The sequence below is a fragment of the Virgibacillus halodenitrificans JCM 12304 genome, assembly GCF_001310895.1.
In the GTDB taxonomy this organism is placed as follows: Bacteria; Bacillota; Bacilli; order Bacillales; family Amphibacillaceae; genus Virgibacillus_Q; species Virgibacillus_Q halodenitrificans.
This window is the reverse complement of the sequence record NZ_BAZS01000001.1, coordinates 224,233-244,530: the sequence shown is the minus strand read 5'-3', so window position 1 is coordinate 244,530 and position 20,298 is coordinate 224,233. Positions and strand designations below refer to the sequence as shown.

Here is a 20,298-nt window from a genome sequence, read left to right as displayed (position 1 = left end):
TATCTCCTTTGTTTAAAAATTCTATTTTTAAGTCTATCTAACTAGATATCCACCATCCACGGTTACTAAGGTACCGTTTACATAATTAGAGGCATCCGATGCTAAATATACAATTGTTCCCATTAAGTCAAGAATATTCCCCCATCGATTTGCAGGAATATGATCCAAAACGCGTTGATTTGTTTCAGGGTTTGCTCTTGTCGCAGCTGTCACATCAGTAGCAAAATAACCTGGAGCAATACCATTAACTTGAATATTAAATTGTGCTAGTTCATCACAATAAGCTTTCGTAAACCCAGCAAGCCCATGCTTTGTTGCAGCATACGCTGGAGACCATTGGCCTCCAAGGAATGAAAATAGAGAGCAAGTGTTAATAATCTTTCCGCTTTTTTGCGGGATCATATATTTAGCAACTTCACTCGCTAACTCGAAAGGTGCAGTCAAGTTAATAGATACCATTTTATCCCATTGAACACGAGTAAATTTCGTAACGTCTGGTTCATTTATGCCTATACCCGCGTTATTCAATAGAATATCGACTTTCCCAAAGGTGTCTATACATTCATCTACAAGTTGTTTACAAACGCCATCTTTAGTAATATCGGCAATCGATAGATGGTACCTAACCCCTTCAGCTTCAATTAATTTCTTTGTTTGATCATCGTCCTCTGCCATACTTACCACAAATATATCCGCTCCAGCTTTTGCAAGCGCAAGTGCAAATCCTTGGCCAAGGCCAGAATTACCCCCTGTAATCATTGCAACTTTCCCCTTCAAGTTGAAAAAGTTCATATTAAAATCTGTAATCTTATTTTTTTCCGGGTTCATACTTTTGCCACCTTTCTGATAAATATTTATTAAATTAAGCTTAATGCTAAACAAGTTAAAAATCAAGCATTTTTTAAGAAATTTTCCTATTTATATTTATATTTTAAATTAAAAGGAAAATTTTCTTTATATTAAGTTGCTTATATCTCCATTATTTTAATTTACAAATCAACTTATATTTTCATTTTGGTATCTTCTATTAATTAAAAAGAGCTACAATAATAGAGAAGCCCTAATTAATTCGGGGAGTGACGGCATCCAAATTAATTTAATGAAAATTCCAATTGTGAAATCTATTGTTACAACCATTAGAAGACAGCTCATTAAAACAAAGGAAATCCACTAAGCAACCGTATAATTCTCACACGATAACTTAGTGGATTTCTTTTTAAGTCCGACTGCACATCTACAAACTTACCATCAAGCTTCCCTTTCCCCACTATTAAAGACAGTTATAAGCAAATAGCCAATGAACAAGAAGAAAAATACACCTGTAGCTGCGACAGCTAAGTTTAAGAATAAGATCCCAAGCGTTTTTATCGCAGAGTTAACTAAAACATAAATGAGGGCTAACGCTAACCCCCCCCTTTCCATACATATGTGAGTTTTGTATTCTCATCACGCAAAATCGATACACATATATGGTAGAACACATAACCGAATACAGCCGTTGCAACAAGAAGTAATAGTAAAGGTACACCCAAGTTCCACACTAGATCATACGACTTTTCCTTTAGTTCATAGGGTTTATCAAATGCTTCGAGAAAGACAGCAAAAATTGATGATCCTATACTATCAGCCATCTCAGAAGATAACTCACCGGCATCTTTCCCCTGAATGGGTGTAGTTAAATAATCTGCCCATACATGAAAACCCAAAGCTGCAAGTATACCAAAAATCATAAAACCCAACTTCCAATTACCTATATAAAATTCCCTCCTTTTTTCCTAATCCTTCTTGTAATATTCTTATTAAGGTTTTCGAAAAGTAGGACAAATATTTCCAATTAAAAGGAAACTACATTTGAATGAGACGAGTTGACCGCCGCATATATTTAATTGAGGTGAGGATGATGACAACTAGGAGAATGCTGATAAGTCCAAGAAATATCGTTACCTATTACCACGATGAAATTAGAAATGAGGCGAGAGCAAAAAAGATTGTCCAAGCACAAAGGGCTAGAAAAAATAGAATTCCATTGGATGTTCAGGAAGTGGCTATAGGTGAATATATACTGATTGAGAATTTCACCTATTACTCTGCTCTATTGAAAGCTCAACCAGAGGTACGAGTACCATGTCTTGTCTATCCAGGTACAAGCGATGAAGAACGACTTATTCATATACTTAAAATTTGTATTCCTTTGGAAAAAGGAACAAGCTGGCTTTTCAAAAATGAACATGTCATGAGATTAAAACAAGACCATAACTTGTCCGAAAGAGAGCTTGCGAGAAAAGCTAATTTTAATACTTCAACTATTAACAAGTATATTCTCGATACACGTATTCCTCCGCATATAAGAGAAAAAGCAATTGAAATGGAAGCAAAATCAGTGCTAGAAAAAGTATGCAGCTCCATAGTCATTCCCTTAGAAGTAAAAACGATTCTTTATGAAAAAGCTATTATTGAGCCTGGAAATATCTATAGGTTATCTGGAAAGAAATTTGACTATATAAAAGAATTTTGTTCAGCATGTAATTTGCCTCCCACACTATTAAAGAATCCTCCGAAGTTAGAAAACCTTATAAATGAACTGCTATTCTCTAACTTTGAAATTAATGATCATATGAATAGTCTATTAAATTCATTTATGAGAATTAATCCAACAGCATATCAACGCAAGCAGGGAGAATACCAGGAGATATCAATACATTAAATTTTATCTGGTTATTGCAATAAATAGAGCCACTTGTGCGGAGAGTTTTACACCCCTAATTGCGAGGGATAGAGCCACCGTTCGCGGACGGAAGAGCAATCAATATAAATAAGAACAACCTCCTGTATAAAAGTTGCATGCAACCAAGCATGACACTATTATACAGGGGGTTTATTGATAGTTAATTGTCGTAAGGTCCTTGAACTTCACTCAGGATAAGCACGGATTGATGGTTTATGAGTTCGATCAAGTTCGAGGGTTATATGTTGAATAGTTGTATATAACCACACCTTTTGCTTTACCGTTTAAACCAGTTGGGCTGACCTCAGCAGTTCCAAAAAAACCAATGATTGTAAAATATTCATTCGCAAAATAATTCAGTAAAACTATGCCCACTCCCCCAAACCAACTCACTTCTTCCGTGGTGCATCAAATCCATATGCCTGCCCATCTTTATAAACAATTTTATCTTCCCAAGGTAAATGATACGTACCATCTTGCAAATCTTTCATATAGGTATATGGCGCGTCTGTTATGCCGTTTTCAACTGCCACATAACCTCTGTGTCCCAGTTGGTAGATGTTGTTCTCTACAGCCCAGTTCGTCCTTGCTTCCAATGCTAAATCAGGTCGAACTTCACCTGTAATGATCTCATCAGGCCGATTGGTCCCTTCTACTAATGGGACGCCATCAAATCCAACAATCATACCTTCACCCATCGAATCATTGGTACCATCACTGCCACACATAGCGACAGAAGCCGTATATGCCAGGTTGCAAAATGCATTAGCCTGGTTGGTGATACGCCAAGAATGACGAATAGGCTTTGTATATCCAGCTGTCCGTAAAATTACATCTGCTCCCTTGTATGCAAGCTCGCGGCTGACTTCTGGAAACATACCATCATGACAGATTGCCAAGCCTAAGGTACTGCCATTTGGCCCTTCACAAACAGGTAATCCCAAATCACCTGGTTCCCATGGTTCTACAGGTGTCCATGGATGCAGTTTTCGATAATTCAATTTAATATCTCCATGATTATCAATAATTAATCCTGTATTATATGGGTTACCCTCCGGATTATATTCCATAATGGAAAAGCAACCCCAGATATCATTTTCTATACATACTTCCTTGAGCTTAGCGACCTCTGGACCATCCATTTCACACATAATTTCATCACGCATATCCATGGAGAGACCGTGAAGCATATATTCTGGAAAAACAACCAGATCAATCGGTGCAGCAAATCGCTTCGCTTTTCGTACCATTTCACACACTTTATCCGTTTGCTTTAGTAAATCATCCTTTGTTTCTACTACTGGCAGCTGAAGCTGTACCAACCCTAGAACAACCCCATTTGGTGATTTATTTAGACCACCTAAGCCACTCATCCGAATTCCTCCTTTTTTTAAAACGTTTTCCACAATTAGGAGACTAGTAAACGCTCTCTTACTTTGAGAGGTAGAACGGTGTGTATAGCGAACACTCTCATCTAAATTGGCACCCGGTTAGGTTCTATAATTAAATTGTATTGACAAAATTGCAGATCATATGTTCATTAAAAGGAAGTTATTTATGGAGATTTTATTTAACAAAATAATACATAATTCGAGGAGTGAGAGTGGATTGCGCCCGAAACTTAGGAGTTACTCCATTGATTTCTGATGTGGGTGACGAACCAAAAATATTTCAAGGTATTCCCTATTAATTCGGTAAAAACTTTATAGGGACTGACTTTCCAACAGAAACTAGTACCAAACGAAGGTCAACGGGTATTTTCAATAAAAACCAAACGCCCCGGGATATAAAGCATTAGTTCTTGTTGTTAAAAATAAGTCTGAATTGTGTCTTTAAGGTATTTCGTTATTGGTGGCAACTCAACTGTACTTCTCCACCGGTCTAATTCCAATAAAGATTCGATAGCCGATTATCTCCATAGGACTTTCATACGTTAACTTCCTAACATATTTTTTATTTCATCCTCGGATAATACCGGATTTTTATCATCCAGTGCCGCCATTAACAACATTTGCTCTTCCGAATCTGTAACTTCATAGCAGTCATTGCTATTCGCCTCCTCCACTTCCAAGAGAAGGAATTTTCTAGTTCCGACCTGGATGTACGGATGATCAGATTGAATTACTTTTTTAATATCCTCATGTTCAATTTTTATAGGTCTCATCTTCATCACCTATTTTATTGTATTTAGATTCATTATAAATAATTTCACACAGAATATAAAACAACTATAAAATACCTGTGCTATTTCAACAAAAAGATGTACTACTTAAAGTAAAGGAAAGATTAGTCCAACAAAATTCCTTCCACATATTCTCGATACTTCTCCCTTACCGACTCCGAAAAATACCCAAGCAGCTTATCCGTTCTAACATGCTCGTTCTTCTCATTTAGTACTATGCCCGATAACTATTCGAACGATATGCCTCATCGTTCTCCTCCACTACCCATTACTGTTCATTTCGTCCACTAATTTATTGAATTCCGCTTCATCCCCACTATAATATGAAAAGTTCTTATCTCTATGTCTTTTGGCATCTTTTAACTGCTCCACTATTTCCTTGTTTGCAAATATTTCCTTTGTTATAGCCTTCCTGTGTTTTTCGGAAAGTACTAGCAAATTATATGGAGCTTCCGCTTCAGTAAGCGAGAGTTCAAATGTTTTATTTTCTGTTTTAAACGTATAGGTGTTTTTATCTACCTGGAAAGCTTCATACATTTTCCCATCATCATTTTTCACATAAATCTTCATGAAGGACAACTCCTCCTTCTTTTTTAATCCGAGAGTGGCAGGCACCCCAAACAGGACTCACCGCAGCAATTAAGTTTGCACATACAAATTGCGGCCCTCCCCATCTGTTGTTCCATCAATAATAAACGGCGTTTCCAATGCCTTGGATATTTTCAGTAAAGTTTCTACTTTAGGACTAGTTATCCCCGCCTCTATCCTGCCTATAGTAGATTTGGGAACACCAGCTAAATCGGCGAGTTCCTGTTGAGACATTTTTAGTTTTTGGCGATTTGTTTTGATTTGTGCAGCTATTACCCCTTCCAATTGAAGGCCTTGTACATGGTTTTCTCCACGAATCTTAGAATATTTTTTAAAAAATTCACTCATAAACTTCATCTCCATTCGAATTTAATATAGATTTGGCTCATCGAGGCAATAGTCTTTATAATTCAATTCAGCAGGTATTAGCTCCTTGCGCTTAATAAGTCCGTTATATCTTTTGTCAAAGTGGTGAAGAAGAATAACCTTATGGAAATTATGGATTGCATAAATGATACGATGATTCCCCGTTCTGCCACCTTGTATTCCCCATCTATAAAAGTTCTCATATTCGGTGTTTTTATTTATATGCTTAACCATAGGAGGTGTATTATCTGCTATTGTGTCATCCAACGCACTTTCCGGGTATGGATTGATACCAATGATAGAAAGTTGCCGAACATACTGATCTGCCGTTTTACACCACAATCCCGGCTTTTCCTTTCTTATCTCCTGTTCAGATTTATATAAAAGATGTTCTTCAAACTCATTTACATTACCCACATATACAATTGTAAATTTATCAGACATTTTTTATTATCCCTCTATATATTATAGTTTTATGATAGCATTTATGCTACTGAAACTCAATGTCTTCTGACCTATAACAAACGGTAAGGTTTGAATGACGATAGCACCCTCATAACTACCTTATTCATATGTAGTCCCGACTTCCACATACTCCCGATACTTCCTCCGCTTCTCCCATTCTTCTCCAGAGAAATGATCGAGTATAGTCGCCATATGAAGTTTTCCATGGCGAGTCGCATGCAAGTAATATCTATAACTGCTCCATGGATAGCTTTCTGGCTTTTGCACCATTTCTGCTTCCAAGGGATTGCGATGGATGTAGCGACTGACCTCCAGCATTCCGGCTGGAAAATCAATGATCTTGTCATAGTATCGCTTCTCGAAAACATGTCCAGTAAGTCGGTACTTTGTATTATAGTAATCGGCATAACGTTTATTAATGAGGGACATTACTTTGGAAAGCGGCTGTTCGGTAGATCGGAGCTGTAGATGAAAATGATTTGTCATGAGGCAGTAGGTTACCAGTTCAAAAGGGACCTTTTTATGAACCTGATCGAGGATGTAAAGGAATGTTTTAAAATCACCGGTGTCTTTAAAAAGGGCATCCCTTCGATTACCGCGACAGACTACGTGGTAATAGGCATGAGGAATCCATATTCGTTTCTTCCTGGCCAACGTTATTTCACCATTCCTTTCCCAGCTTTTCGATGATCATTTCTTCTGATATTTACTGCTTCCCATAGGGCTTCATTGGAAATCCCTTCTTCCCCGTTTAAATCAGAAATCGTACGGGCAAGCTTTACTATCTTCACCTGCACCCTTGTACTCCAATGTTGCTCACTCGCCCATTGGCGCAGCATGTGCTGTTGGGCTTCAGAGAGAACACTGTAACGCAATAACTGTTCATTCGATACTACCGCATTATGTACTTCTCCTCCATAGCGCTTATACTGAATTTCCCTTGCCTGATACACGCGTTCTCGTATCTCGGCAGAATGCTCATTTGCTTCTCTGCTTTCCCTATCGAGCGAAACATTTCCCAACTTCAGGATAATATCCATCCGATCCTCCACTGGACCCGATACCCGGTTGGTATATGCATTAACTTGTTTGGGAGAACATGTACAATAGTAATGTCTGGAACCAAAGTAGCCACATGGGCATGGATTCATTGCTGCAATCAAAAGGAAATCAGCAGGGTAGGTCACGGTGGATGCAGCACGGCTTATCGTTACTTTCCCACTTTCCATCGGTTGACGAAGCATGTCCAGCGTACGTTTAGGGAATTCCGCCATCTCATCCAGAAATAGTACACCACGATGTGCAAGTGTTACTTCACCTGGTTTGGGATTGGTCCCACCACCGACTAGAGAAACGGCCGAAGCAGAATGATGTGGATTACGAAATGGAGGTATCTTATAATTGGAATAGCTGATGCATGCCAATTGATAAATGCTCATTACATCATACTGGCTTTCCTGTTTTAATGGTGGAAGAATAGATGGAAATGTTTCAGCTAACAAACTCTTCCCGCAACCTGGAGGACCAATCATTAACACATTGTGCCCTCCTGCTGCGGCAATCTCAAGTGCCCTTTTGGCATGGGTATGTCCGAGAATATCTTTGAAGTCTTTATCGTAGAGGATTTCATCATCAAAAGTTTCTGGGGGGTTAGGTAGAGTAAAGGCAGAGGTTAAGCTTAATTGTCCTGAAAAAGATTCTATTACTTCCTGAAGCGTCTCCACAAAGCGAAGCTCCATTCCTTTCACCTCAGTGAGCGGAAAATCTGCCATCTTAGGTAAATAAAGAATCTTCACTTTTTCTTTCTTCGCAGCAAGAATGGCGGGCAACATCCCATCAACCGACTTAATACTGCCATCCAGAGACAAAACACCTAAATAGGCAGCATCATTTGGGAGTGGATGCTTAATATCGCCTGCTTCTTTCATGATGCCAATGGCCATTGCCAAGTCAAAAACCGGACTGTTTTTCTTTTGCTCTGCAGGTGATAAATGAACAATAATCTTTTTGTCCGGAACCTGGCAATCATTCGCATACAATGCCGCCATCACACGGTCTTTGGATTCCTCCACTGCAGCATTCGGAAGACCTATAATACTTACACTTTCCAACCCTGGCAGCAACTGTACCTCCACCTGAACAAGATAGCCTTCCATCCCCTTCAAACCAACACTTAACGCAATCGTAGCCATAGGCATTTTCCTTTCTGCAATATTTTGATTATTTTGTGGTTGTAAATAAGGTATATCAATTCAGAAAGAATGTAAAGAACATTTGTTCGCTTATTTCGAATAAAAAAAGCAATTCACTTTTTGCGAGATAGCAAAAAAGAAAGCTGAGATACGAATCTCAGAGGATCCATTTCTTTTGTTCGAAAATCTACCTGAATTAAAAGAGAGGAACAGTGGAAGCCAAGCCAGAAAATTAATGCGTGGCAAAGTCATATACTTTAACTTTATTAGCCCCCCAAACTACAACGATCCTTTGACGATACCCGGGAAGTGACTGGCATCCAAACAACAATTTAGCGCTTAACTTACAACGGTCCCTCACGCAATCTCTTCCTTGCTTGCCTTCCCCAGCTCTTGACCGCATCATCACTTACACCTTCTTGTTCAGCAATCTCCTTAATGGACATCCCTTCACCAATATAAAAACGCAACCACTTCTTTTGATTATCTGAAAATGACTCTGTCCGTTCCTGGATGTAATTGTAAACCGGTGAATCCTCCGCAACCATCATTGAGTTAGCGTCTTCCATACAGCCGTAATAATTTGTCTCACCAAATTTGTTCATCAACTGTTGGCTACTAACTCGCTCGTTATTTTCTTGTCTTTTCTGCTTTCGTAATTGATCAATCAAACGATTTCGAATCATGAAGTTGAAGTATGTTGCAAGTGGCCCTTTGTCAGGATGATAGCTCTCATACGCACGCCACATTGCCACCAAGCCTTCGTTAAAATATTCCTTGTAAGGATCGTGTAAGTTTAGTTTATGAATATGATAGTGAATACGACGCTCATTTTGTTTCACGATTTCTTCAAAATTCAAACGCTCTCTCATCTACATTGGCCTCCAGCTACGTTCTATAATAAAATTGTATTAATTAAATTATAGATCATACGTTCGATAAAAGGAAGCTATTCACGAAAGAATCCTTCGACAAAATATTACATAATCCGAGGAGTGACAGGCACCCAAAACTTAATGCGAGATAGCAAAAAAGAGAAAGCTGAGATACGGATGTACAGAGGATCCATTTCTATTGTTCGAAAAATCTACCTGAAATAAAAGAGAGGAACAGTGGAAGCCAAGCCAGAAAATTAATGCGTGGCAAAGTCATATACTTTAAGCCCCTCTCCCCAAACTACAACGATCCTAAGACGACACCCTGGAAGTGACTGGTATCCAAACTACAATTTAGCGCTTAACTTACCACGGTCCCTCACGCAACCTCTTCCTTGCTTGCCTTCCCCAGCTCTTGACCGCATCATCACTTACACCTTCTTGTTCAGCAATCTCCTTAATGGACATCCCTTCACCAATATAAAAACGCAACCACTTCTTTTGATTATTTGAAAATGACTCTGTCCGTCCCTGGATGTAATTATAAACCGGTGAATCTTCCGCAACCATCATTGAGTTAGCGTCTTCCATACAGCCATAATAATCTGTCTCATCCAGTTTGTTCATCAACTGTTGACTACTAGCTCGCTCGTTATTTTCTTGTCTTTTATTTTTTCGTAATTGATCAATCAAACGGTTTCGAATCATGAAGTTGATATGTTGCAAGTGGCCCTTTGTCAGGATGATAGCTCTCATACGCACGCCACATTGCAATCAAGCCTTCGTTAAAATATTCCTTGTAAGGATCGTGTAAGTTTAGTTTATGGATATAATAGTGAATACGACGCTCATTTTGTTTCACGATTTCTTCAAAAGTCAAACGCTCTCTCATCTACATTGGCTCCCAGCTACGTTCTATAATAAAATTGTATTAATTAAATCATAGATCATACGTTCGATAAAAGGAAGCTATTCATGAAAGATTCCTTCGACAAAATATTACATAATCCGAGGAGTGACAGGCACCCAAAACTATAGCTGCATCTATCGGAATGAACAATACCTGTTCCAAATTCAAACCCCTAAGTTGATCCCTGAATTGACTTCCTTTCCGTCCTTGGATATTATTATAAGTAAGCTTTTGAGTTCCCATAACTTCAACCTCCATTTGTTAGTTTGATTGAAGCCTTCTGTTAGGTACTTTAATCTTACAGTAGTTGAAGTTTGCTGGGGGCTTTTTTTATTCCCATCCTAGTATTTCATACACCAGGCACCCCAAGTTCTGCCCGCCAAACAATTCAGGCCTGGCGGGTAAGTTTTTTAATCCCTACTAAATAAATCTCTAGTATAAACCTTATCTTTTACATCACGTAAGTCATCAGACAATCGATTTGCAACAATAACATCTGACACTCTCTTAAACTCTTCAAAGTCATTAATTACTCTAGAATTAAAGAATGTCTCCTCTAGAATTGCTGGCTCATATACAACAACCTCAATCCCCTTAGCTTTAATACGCTTCATAACTCCTTGGATAGCAGATTGTCTAAAGTTATCAGAATTCATTTTCATAGTTAGCCTATAAATTCCTACAATCTTAGGATTCTCTTTAATAATCATTTCAGCAATGTGATCTTTTCTCGTTCTATTTGCATCAACTATTGCTGTCATTATATTATTTGGGACATCTTCATAATTAGCTAATAACTGCTTCGTATCTTTCGGTAGGCAGTAACCACCATAACCAAAAGAAGGATTATTATAATGATTACCTATACGGGGATCTAAACCAACCCCATCAATAATTTGCTTACTGTACAAGCCTCTTACCTCTGCATAGGAATCAAGTTCATTAAAAAATGCGACTCTCATCGCAAGATAAGTGTTGGCAAATAGTTTAATAGCTTCTGCTTCTGTTGAATTGGTAAATAACACAGGAATATCTTCCTTAATAGCTCCTTGAATTAGTAAGTCAGCAAATACTTGAGCTCTGGCAGATTCTTCACCAACAATTATACGAGATGGGTGTAAATTATCCCACAAAGCCTTTCCTTCACGTAAAAATTCAGGTGAAAAAATAATATTTTCGGTTTCAAATTTCTCTTTTATTTTTTCAGTATAACCAACAGGTACTGTAGACTTGATTACCATTACCGCATCCGGATTAATAGACAAAACATTTGCGATCACTGCTTCAACTGTTCTAGTATTAAAATAGTTTTTCTCTGAGTCATAATTTGTAGGTGTTGAAATAATTACGTAATCAGCATCTTTATATGCTTTATAATTATCAGTTATTGCAGTTAGGTTGAGTTCTTTTTTTGCTAAATATTCTTCAATCTCATTATCAATGATAGGAGATTTTTTATTATTAATCATATCTACTTTTTCTTGTATAATGTCAAGGGCAATAACCTCATTATGTTGGGCAAGCAATATTGCATTGGATAAACCAACATAACCTGTTCCAGCGATTGTTATTTTCATTTCTTGCTACACACCTTTATTTTAGAATCTCCTAAATATTAGTTCACCTTTTAAATATACGTTTTAACAAATTATTTTCTAACGGTTTTGTAAATACTAAATTATTTATACGAAAATAACCAATAAGATACAACAGGAGACAATATACTCCCATAAAAAATACCGATGAAAAAATAAGTAATAATAAACTATCAATATTATTAAAAATAGACTTTTTGAGCATTAAAATTATTGTGAGTGCTATACTAACGGGAAAATATCCCTTAAATAAAAAATGAAACCTATTAGATGAAATCTTCCGTTCAAAAACATAAATAAATATAGGAACACTAATAGTACTAATAAGTAATGAGACTGCTGCTCCTAAAATCCCTATATAATTTATAAGTATTAACGTAAACATAGTTTTAATTACTGCTGTTATTAAGGAGTATATTGCATTATATTTCGGTAGATTCAGACCATTAAACATAAAATAGGTAGGAATATTACTACCTATAACAATATAAGATATTAATATAATTATGAAAATATCAGTTGCTTGAGTAGCAAATTGGTTCCCTAACCATATACTTAATATATCATGAGCAAAAAGAACGAATGGGATTATTAAAATACTACTTATAACCAATACAAAATTCTGAGTTCTTTTATATAAATCTTTTATTACATCTAATTTATTTGTGGCTTGCAATTGAGAAGTAACTGGAAAAATAACATTTGATGCAGTTGCCACTAGACCATGAATTCTTTGAGTAACAGACATTGGTATTGAATAATATGTAACAAATTCAGGACCTAAAAATGAACTTATTATTATTTTATCTAACTGACCGATCAGTCCATTGGACAATTGTGATATTGAATTATAAAATCCAAATGATACTAGGTCCTTTAATAAAACCTTATCGAATATAAAAACTACTCTAATACTCTTAACTAATTTTTTATTTATTATTTGGAACACTATTACACCTGTAAATATACTAATGAGTTTTGCTATAACAAGACCAATTATATTATAATTTAAAGTTACAAATATCACTGCAAACAATGCTTCCGTAATAGTTATAATTATTTTTCCAAGTGCATAATAATGATTTTTTTGCAAAGCCATTGATACATTTGAGTTAACTAGCAATACCATATTTAAAAATACAGTTCCTGAAGATAGGAGTAAAGCTATCTTTAAATTATCAAAGTTCAAATTTTCTTGATCAAAAAGCAAGGTTATGAAATTAGTATTGACTATTATGTAGATTATGCAAAAGATAATTAACCCTAATATTACATATATTAACATTGATAAGGAGTACACTATATTAAATTTCTTGAAATCCTTCAGAGCATAATAATGGGAAAACTGCCTCACTGATGAACCAGCTATTCCTAAATCCATTATAGACATAAAACCAGTAATAGCTGTAATAGTTAAATAAACCCCATATATTTCAACCCCTAATTGCGAAATTAGAAATGGGGTCAAAAATACGAATGTAACTATATTAATTAAAGTTGCTATGACATTAAATGAAGAATTACGAAACATTTTTTGATATAACTTTTTTCGAGAAGAGGACGTAATTATCAATCCTTTCATTTATTTAATACTAGTTTATATTTTCTAGAAAACAGCCATATAGTTATGGTCATGAAAAATCCAAAAAAGGCTTCACCTGACTGCATAACTTGATTATTTGCAGGAATATAGAATATTAATATGCTTAGCTGGCATAATGATGGAACTGCCAAAAAGTTTCTATTGTTCACCAAATCATTGATAGCCAACCCAAAAAGGTAACCAATTATCGTTATAAAAACGAAAACTCCAAGAAATGTAATATCTGAACCTAACCACGAATAAATTGAAGACCATTTTATATAGGGGTCCCAGCCATACTTAATTGTTTTAAAAGGATAAGTCTTAGATTCAATATCTACATCGAACAAACTTTCAATATTCTTCATAACAAAAATTGAACTACCTACCCCATAAGTCCAACTGAAGTCTTCTTTCATCGACAGACTCAATCCATAGTATCCTTGGGTAATATATGAAGATAATTGTATAGTCCCTGCTTGTATCTCCTTTGGTAAATATTTAATCAAAAGTGCGTTTTCATTGGAATATATCCCTACCCTATGATTATACTCACCAACATGTTCACCAACTCTAGATTCCTGGGTAGATTGAAAGTAACTGAGGAACTGAGTACAAATTACCACAAGAGTAAATACAATAATAGTTTTTTTAATAAGATGTTTTATGTCTATATTTTTTTTAAATAGATTAAATTTCTTAATAGTAATTATTACAAATAAGATTATCAAATAATCAACTACTACTTTATTAATCCCCATATTAATGGATATTAATAGATACAATATACACACAATTAAAGATATATATTTATATCTTTTTCTTATTTCACTCCAATAGTAAAGTGTTAACGGGTATAACGAAAATAAAATTGGTGAGAACAACATTCGTATATACTCAACTACAGAACTATTTTCCTGTCTAATTTGTCTAGTTTCAAAATAAGCATTTCCCAGATTTTCGAGTACACCTACAAAACTTGGGAATAATTGACCGGTCCTAGTAAGAGATGTTGGTACCAATAAAACAATACTTATCAGTAATGACAACTTAAACCAAGTTTCATAGTTCATATTAGATCTAGATATTCTTTTTGTATTTATTCCTATAAAATATCCAAGTAGTAAAAGGAAATTATTAATAATTAAATATGAATAAAGTAATACTTTATTCTCTACCGGCCATGGCCACGGCCCAAATTCAAACAAAAATACTGTAAACATTAAATAAAAGAACATTATTAAACCTAATATGTGGCTATTTTTCCCTCTTGAAAAAGTATTTTCTAAATTCATTGTAACATTCCTTATTATAGTTATAGACCATTCATCCGCAGTTATTCTGAGAGTGATGTTTTATTATTTATTGACCATACTTTTAAGCAAGTCTATAATTTTTTGGGTTTGTGTATTTGTATTTTTATTATTCCTTACCCATTCTTGACCATTTTTCCCCTTTTCATGAAGCCATTTCTCTCCCTTTGCTAGTAGAAAGTTCAAATCTTCTCCGATTCCTTCAGCTGTTTCTTCTTCTATCCATAATAGATGCTCATAATATTCTAATGGTATCCCTTTAAGCTTTGTGGAGAGTAATGGTGTACCTGATCCAAGGTACTCAAGCGTTTTAGATGGAAAAGAGTATCGGGTAAAATCTTCACCAGAAGGACGCGGGTTTATTAGTAATGTTGCCTTCTTTTCGGCTTCTAAAATTTCATCCCTAAATTTAACTCCCATATATTTGATTCTTTTATCTATTTTCTCATACTTATTAAGTTCTGTAACAAAATCTCCTGAACCATAAATCCATAATTCACACTCTTCATTTACATGCTTATGAAAGGCTTCTACTAATTTTTGTAAACCGAATTTTTTATACACAGCACCGGCGTACATTATAACTTTAACTGGATATTTTTGTTCTAAAGTATTATTTTGTAGAATATTTTCTTCTCTAATAAGACCTTCCATAATTGTATATGGCTTATCCAAAATGTCTAACTTTTCCCTCATATATTTCGTTAATAAAACATAACCTTCAAACTTGTTTATCAGATTAGGCTTTAGTTTATTCACAGACAATCTTAATTTAGCTTTAAAACTAGAACTTCCATTATAGTTTGCAGAATAAGTTGGCAAATCTGGAACTGTCAATATAACTTTATTTTTAGTAAAATATTTAGCAATATAAGCAGCTAGCATAGTTGGAAAGTATGGCCAATGTAAGACAATGAATTTCTCGTTTTTACATTTTTTACTCCATACCACGATTTTATATAGTGTGAAAAATACAATACATAAAGATTTTACTAATGGTAAATTTATTACGGGTATATATTTTATATTTACGTTCTCATTATACCTTTCTACCTTCTTAGGGAAGATGATACATTTACTATTTGGATAAGAAGGTACTGGGGGTAGGGAGATTAAATCAACATTAACATATTTAGACATGCCAATTGCAACTGATAAATCAAAAGTTTGCTGAGGTGCTTTTAATGGTTTACCTCTCATATATTTATTACTCATATCTTTTAAAGTTTGTTCACTACAAGCGGAACTAATATAAAGAATATCCACCTTAAATTCTCCTTAGTTTATAAAATATATTTTCAAAGAAAATTATAGAACTATATCATCTTGATTTCTTTGAGTACATTTTAAAAATAGAATATGGAAATACATACATTAACTTAGATAACCATTCAATACTAGCTTCGTTTCTTCCTCTTAATACATGTTTATTGGTCCAGACTATGAATTTATTCAAAAAGTGCGACAACCTATATGCTAGGATAATTCCGTTTGGAAGGAAATACAAATCACTCTTATTGTCTTTAATTTCTTTCCAAGTAGTTGCTTTACTATTAATTTGTATCCTAGCTCTAAATCCTGCATTAGTACCTCTTATGCGGAACCTAGAAAGCACACCATCTATATAGCCTAAGGGGTAATGTTTAGCAATTTGCTTATAGAATGCGCCATCTTGTCCGTATCTTTTATCTAAAGGAAAATTAATATTTTTTTCTATTAATATACTTTTTAAAACAACTACACATGAAGTTTGTATTTTGAATGATACAAAGCAGTCTTTGTAAACACTCCCTTCATAAATATCTGTGCTAATTATTTTTGTTTTATCGCTATTTTCCCAAAACATTTCATATGAATGCTGACTCCATACATAAGCCCTTAATTCCATTTGTTCTATTTGCTTTTTTAATTTATCTGGTAGCCAAATGTCATCTGAATCTAAAAAGGCAATATATTTACCTGTTGACTTCTCTATACCCATATTTCTCGCTGAAGCAGGACCACCATTATCTTTATTGATAATATTAATGTTTATATTATATAACCTAACTAACTCATTAATATCCTCTTTAGAGCCGTCATTAATAACTAAGACCTCTATGTTTTTATAAGTCTGGTTTTGCACACTGTTAAGTGCCTCTTTAAGCCAGTTTACTCCTGAATAAAAAGGGATAACAACGCTAACCAATGGTTCTGCCATGTTAATTTTCCCTCCAAACAAGCCTTTTCACATAATCTGTATAAGATATTAATATTCTCAAAACTTTATCTGACACATTAGGCATACTATAATCTTCAACACGTCTTAAAGTATCACGCTCTTGAGTCTCTAACACTTGAAGACCCTGTAATATTCTTGCTTTTCCAAGCCCAATCATCATAACTGATGCTTCTTCCATCGCCTCTGGCCTTTCATGTGCTTGCCTAATATTAAGAGCTCTAAATCCAAGGATGGAAGATTCCTCACTAATGGTTCCACTATCGCTAAGAACCGCTTTCGCCTTGATTTGAAGTTTCACATAATCATTAAAACCTAGAGGCTTCATCGTTTTAACTAAAGGATTAAATTCAATTCCTTTAGTCTCTATCATTTTCTTAGTCCTTGGATGTGTACTTAAAATAACTGGCATATTATATTTTTCAGCAATTGCGTTTAAACTTCCAACCAGATCCTGGAAGTTTATTTCTGAATTTATATTTTCTTCTCTATGAGCTGATACTACAAAATATTTCTCTTCTTCTAAGCTCAATCTCTCTAGTATATCTGAACAATCTATATCTTTTTTTCTAGAGTTAAGAACTTCATACATTGGACTCCCCGTTTTAATAATTCTATCTGATGGGATGCCCTCTCTAAGAAGGTATTCTCTAGCAATATCACTATAAGTTAAGTTAATATCAGCTGTATGATCTACAATCCTTCTATTAGTTTCTTCTGGTACTCGTTGGTCAAAGCATCTATTCCCCGCCTCCATATGGAAAATAGGAATATGACGTCTTTTTGCTGCAATAGCACATAGACAGCTATTTGTATCACCAAGTACTAAAAATGCATCCGGTTTTACTTCTTCCATAATAGGATCTATTTTAACTAGAATATTTCCAATCGTTTCAACTGCTGTTCCAGTTGCTGCATTTAGAAAATAATCTGGTTTCTTTAAATTAAAATCCTTGAAGAATACTTCGTTTAATTCATAATCATAGTTTTGTCCCGTATGAACAAGAGTATGTTCAATTGCATCTGAATCTTCTAATTTATTTATAACAGCCGACAACCTTATAATCTCTGGCCTAGTACCAACGACTGTCATGACTTTTAATTTTTTCAATAGTTATACCTCCACGAAATAAGTGTCTGGCTTTTCTGGATCAAAACATTCATTTGCCCACATTACTGTTACGAGATCACTTTCCCCAACATTTACAATTGAATGAGTATATCCCGTTGGAATATCTACAACTTGTAGTTTTTCTCCACTAACTCTATATTCTATAACTTCATCAGAATCTATTTGTCTAAAGCGAACTAAGCCCTCCCCACTAACAACTAGAAATTTCTCGTTTTTAGTATGATGCCAATGGTTTCCTTTTGTAATTCCTGGTTTCGACACATTCACAGAAACTTGGCCTCTTTCAGGAGTTCTCATAAACTCTGTAAAAGATCCTCTATGATCGGAATTCATTTTAAGATCATAAGAAAACTGTTCTACAGGTAAAAAACTTAAGTAAGTACTATAAAGCTTTTTAGTTAGAGCATCCCCCATATTAGGGATACTTAAATTTTTTCTACTTTCTTTAAAGCTCTTTATAAGGGTCGCTAAACCTCCAAGTGTAATATTATGTGTTACAGGTACAACACAAAAATCATCCTGAACAGTTGGCCGTCCCTCAAGAGCCCTAATAAACTCTTCTAAAACATCATCTATATAACAAAGATTAAGCTCTGCATCTGGATTGTTAACTTGTATATCTAAGCCACTAGCTATATTATGACAAAATGTAGCCACCACTGTATTATAGTTTGGTTTACTCCATTTACCAAATAAATTTGGTAATCGATATAGATATACTTTGGTATCAGTCTCATAATAATGATTTAATAATAAATCTTCACCAGCCTTCTTACTTCTTCCATAGGAGTTATCCTTTTCTGCTTGAATAGAAGAAGTGAGAAGTACAGGAGCCTTATTGTTATGTTTCTTTAATAATTCTAGTAATTGAGAAGTTAAACCAAAGTTACCTTCCATAAATTCATTTTCATCTTTTGGTCTATTAACCCCAGCTAAATGAAAGACAAAATTACATTCTTTTGTATATTTCTCAAGTAGTGAAGGATCGCTTTCCCTAGTATACTCAAGTATATCGTTATACCCTTTGTTTTTCAGCTCCGCAATAAGGTTTTTTCCTACAAACCCTTTTGCACCCGTTACAAGAATTTTCATAAATTAATACCACCTTTAGTTCTTGACATGAATTCCATTCTTCCATGCTTCCAACTCTTTTCTAACAAATTCTAATTCTAATAACTTCTCCTTTATCTGCTCCACGTTAAGAATCCTTGTATTATGTGAATTATACTCTTCCTCAGTAGACAACTTTTGATCGCCTTCTGCGAAATATTTATCATAATTAAGATCTCTTTGATCAGCTGATACTCTATAGAAGCCAGGTAAATCTTCAGCTTTTACAAATTCTTCTTTCGTGAGAAGAGTTTCATATCTTTTTTCACCATGTCGTGTACCTATAATTTTAATTTCATTTTCAGCATTAAAAAGTTCCTTTATTGCCAGAGCAAGATCACCAATTGTACTAGATGGGGATTTTTGTACCATAATATCCCCCGCCTTCGCATGCTGAAACGCAAAGACTACTAGTTCAACTGCTTCTTCAAGGCTCATAAGAAATCTTGTCATATAAGGATCCGTTACAGTTAATGGTTGTCCATTTTTAATCTGTTCTATGAACAACGGAATAACCGATCCGCGTGAAGCCATTACGTTCCCGTATCTGGTTCCACAAATCAATGTGCTATCTGGGTCAACAGTTTTTGATTTAGCAACAAATACTTTCTCCATCATTGCTTTCGATATGCCCATCGCATTAATTGGATAAGCAGCTTTATCAGTGGAAAGACATATGACTTTTTTAACCCCACTATGAATTGCTCCGGTAAGCACGTTTTCCGTACCAGTTACATTTGTTTTCACAGCTTCCATTGGGAAGAATTCGCAAGAGGGAACTTGTTTAAGAGCAGCCGCATGAAAAATGTAATCGACCCCGTACATAGCATCCTTAACACTTCTTAAGTCTCTTACATCTCCGATATAAAACTTTAACTTTTCACTTTTATATTTCTTACGCATATCATCTTGTTTTTTTTCATCTCGGGAAAATATCCGAATTTCTTTTATATCTGTATCTAAAAACCTTTTCATCACTGCATTACCGAAAGATCCTGTCCCACCTGTTATTAACAAGGTTTTATTTTCAAACATGATATTTACC

Annotated in this window: 21 protein-coding genes; 1 reads left to right on the top strand and 20 read right to left on the bottom strand. The window is 35.0% G+C overall.

Annotated features, from left to right (window positions below; all coding sequences use genetic code 11):
- Window positions 1–33: 33 nt before the first annotated feature.
- Window positions 34–828 (bottom strand): SDR family oxidoreductase, encoded by a 795-nt coding sequence (locus tag JCM12304_RS01020; RefSeq protein ID WP_157360412.1) that lies wholly within the window; start codon window positions 826–828, stop codon window positions 34–36.
- A 575-nt stretch (window positions 829–1,403) separates the two neighbouring features.
- A complete protein-coding gene (locus JCM12304_RS01015) occupies window positions 1,404–1,730 on the bottom strand; it encodes a hypothetical protein (protein WP_060678280.1) in 327 nt (108 codons plus the stop codon).
- 185 nt (window positions 1,731–1,915) lie between these two features.
- Here JCM12304_RS01015 and JCM12304_RS01010 point away from each other — a divergent pair, with 185 nt between their 5' ends.
- Window positions 1,916–2,704, top strand: a complete 789-nt coding sequence (locus JCM12304_RS01010) for a hypothetical protein (RefSeq protein WP_060678279.1) — start codon at window positions 1,916–1,918, stop codon at window positions 2,702–2,704.
- A 410-nt stretch (window positions 2,705–3,114) separates the two neighbouring features.
- Here JCM12304_RS01010 and JCM12304_RS01005 read toward each other — a convergent pair whose 3' ends face one another.
- The 18 genes from JCM12304_RS01005 to JCM12304_RS00915 all read right to left on the bottom strand — a co-directional run bounded on the left by JCM12304_RS01005 (window position 3,115) and on the right by JCM12304_RS00915 (window position 20,288).
- Window positions 3,115–4,098 (bottom strand): formamidase, encoded by a 984-nt coding sequence (locus JCM12304_RS01005; protein WP_060678278.1) that lies wholly within the window; start codon window positions 4,096–4,098, stop codon window positions 3,115–3,117.
- Between the two features lie 560 nt (window positions 4,099–4,658).
- Window positions 4,659–4,889, bottom strand: a complete 231-nt coding sequence (locus JCM12304_RS01000) for a hypothetical protein (RefSeq protein WP_060678277.1) — start codon at window positions 4,887–4,889, stop codon at window positions 4,659–4,661.
- Between the two features lie 279 nt (window positions 4,890–5,168).
- The gene (locus JCM12304_RS00995; protein ID WP_060678276.1) at window positions 5,169–5,477 is read right to left on the bottom strand and encodes a hypothetical protein; all 309 of its coding nucleotides are present in this window, start codon (window positions 5,475–5,477) and stop codon (window positions 5,169–5,171) included.
- Window positions 5,478–5,546: 69 nt separating this feature from the next.
- On the bottom strand, window positions 5,547–5,843 hold the full coding sequence (locus JCM12304_RS00990) for a helix-turn-helix domain-containing protein (protein WP_060678275.1): 297 nt from the start codon (window positions 5,841–5,843) through the stop codon (window positions 5,547–5,549).
- A gap of 21 nt (window positions 5,844–5,864) precedes the next feature.
- On the bottom strand, window positions 5,865–6,305 hold the full coding sequence (locus JCM12304_RS00985) for a hypothetical protein (protein WP_060678274.1): 441 nt from the start codon (window positions 6,303–6,305) through the stop codon (window positions 5,865–5,867).
- A gap of 120 nt (window positions 6,306–6,425) precedes the next feature.
- Window positions 6,426–6,980 carry a transposase gene (locus JCM12304_RS00980; RefSeq protein ID WP_060678273.1) on the bottom strand — a complete coding sequence of 185 codons (555 nt, stop codon included), beginning with the start codon at window positions 6,978–6,980 and terminating at the stop codon, window positions 6,426–6,428.
- 2 nt (window positions 6,981–6,982) lie between these two features.
- Entirely contained in the window at window positions 6,983–8,518 is a 1,536-nt protein-coding gene (locus tag JCM12304_RS00975; protein ID WP_060678272.1) for a YifB family Mg chelatase-like AAA ATPase, read from the bottom strand.
- Window positions 8,519–8,862: 344 nt separating this feature from the next.
- On the bottom strand, window positions 8,863–9,390 hold the full coding sequence (locus JCM12304_RS00970) for a sigma-70 family RNA polymerase sigma factor (protein ID WP_060678271.1): 528 nt from the start codon (window positions 9,388–9,390) through the stop codon (window positions 8,863–8,865).
- Between the two features lie 369 nt (window positions 9,391–9,759).
- Window positions 9,760–10,086, bottom strand: coding sequence for an RNA polymerase sigma factor (locus tag JCM12304_RS19840; protein WP_060678270.1), 327 nt, complete (start codon window positions 10,084–10,086; stop codon window positions 9,760–9,762).
- Entirely contained in the window at window positions 10,079–10,285 is a 207-nt protein-coding gene (locus tag JCM12304_RS19835) for a sigma factor (RefSeq protein WP_060678269.1), read from the bottom strand. Before JCM12304_RS19835 ends, JCM12304_RS19840 begins: the two co-directional genes overlap by 8 nt.
- 428 nt (window positions 10,286–10,713) lie before the next feature.
- Complete coding sequence (locus JCM12304_RS00950) at window positions 10,714–11,880, bottom strand: nucleotide sugar dehydrogenase (protein WP_060678267.1); 1,167 nt, start codon at window positions 11,878–11,880, stop codon at window positions 10,714–10,716.
- Between the two features lie 43 nt (window positions 11,881–11,923).
- Window positions 11,924–13,429: an oligosaccharide flippase family protein gene (locus JCM12304_RS00945; RefSeq protein ID WP_172675232.1), complete on the bottom strand. Its 1,506-nt coding sequence runs from the start codon at window positions 13,427–13,429 to the stop codon at window positions 11,924–11,926.
- Between the two features lie 47 nt (window positions 13,430–13,476).
- A complete protein-coding gene (locus tag JCM12304_RS00940; protein WP_060678265.1) occupies window positions 13,477–14,775 on the bottom strand; it encodes a hypothetical protein in 1,299 nt (432 codons plus the stop codon).
- A 63-nt stretch (window positions 14,776–14,838) separates the two neighbouring features.
- Entirely contained in the window at window positions 14,839–16,059 is a 1,221-nt protein-coding gene (locus JCM12304_RS00935; RefSeq protein ID WP_060678264.1) for a glycosyltransferase, read from the bottom strand.
- 55 nt (window positions 16,060–16,114) lie between these two features.
- Window positions 16,115–16,993 carry a glycosyltransferase family 2 protein gene (locus JCM12304_RS00930; protein WP_060678263.1) on the bottom strand — a complete coding sequence of 293 codons (879 nt, stop codon included), beginning with the start codon at window positions 16,991–16,993 and terminating at the stop codon, window positions 16,115–16,117.
- Between the two features lies 1 nt (window position 16,994).
- Entirely contained in the window at window positions 16,995–18,122 is a 1,128-nt protein-coding gene (wecB, locus tag JCM12304_RS00925; protein WP_060678262.1) for a non-hydrolyzing UDP-N-acetylglucosamine 2-epimerase, read from the bottom strand.
- A gap of 3 nt (window positions 18,123–18,125) precedes the next feature.
- Window positions 18,126–19,235, bottom strand: coding sequence for a capsular polysaccharide biosynthesis protein CapF (locus JCM12304_RS00920; protein WP_060678261.1), 1,110 nt, complete (start codon window positions 19,233–19,235; stop codon window positions 18,126–18,128).
- Window positions 19,236–19,250: 15 nt separating this feature from the next.
- Complete coding sequence (locus JCM12304_RS00915; protein ID WP_060678260.1) at window positions 19,251–20,288, bottom strand: polysaccharide biosynthesis protein; 1,038 nt, start codon at window positions 20,286–20,288, stop codon at window positions 19,251–19,253.
- Window positions 20,289–20,298: the final 10 nt, after the last annotated feature.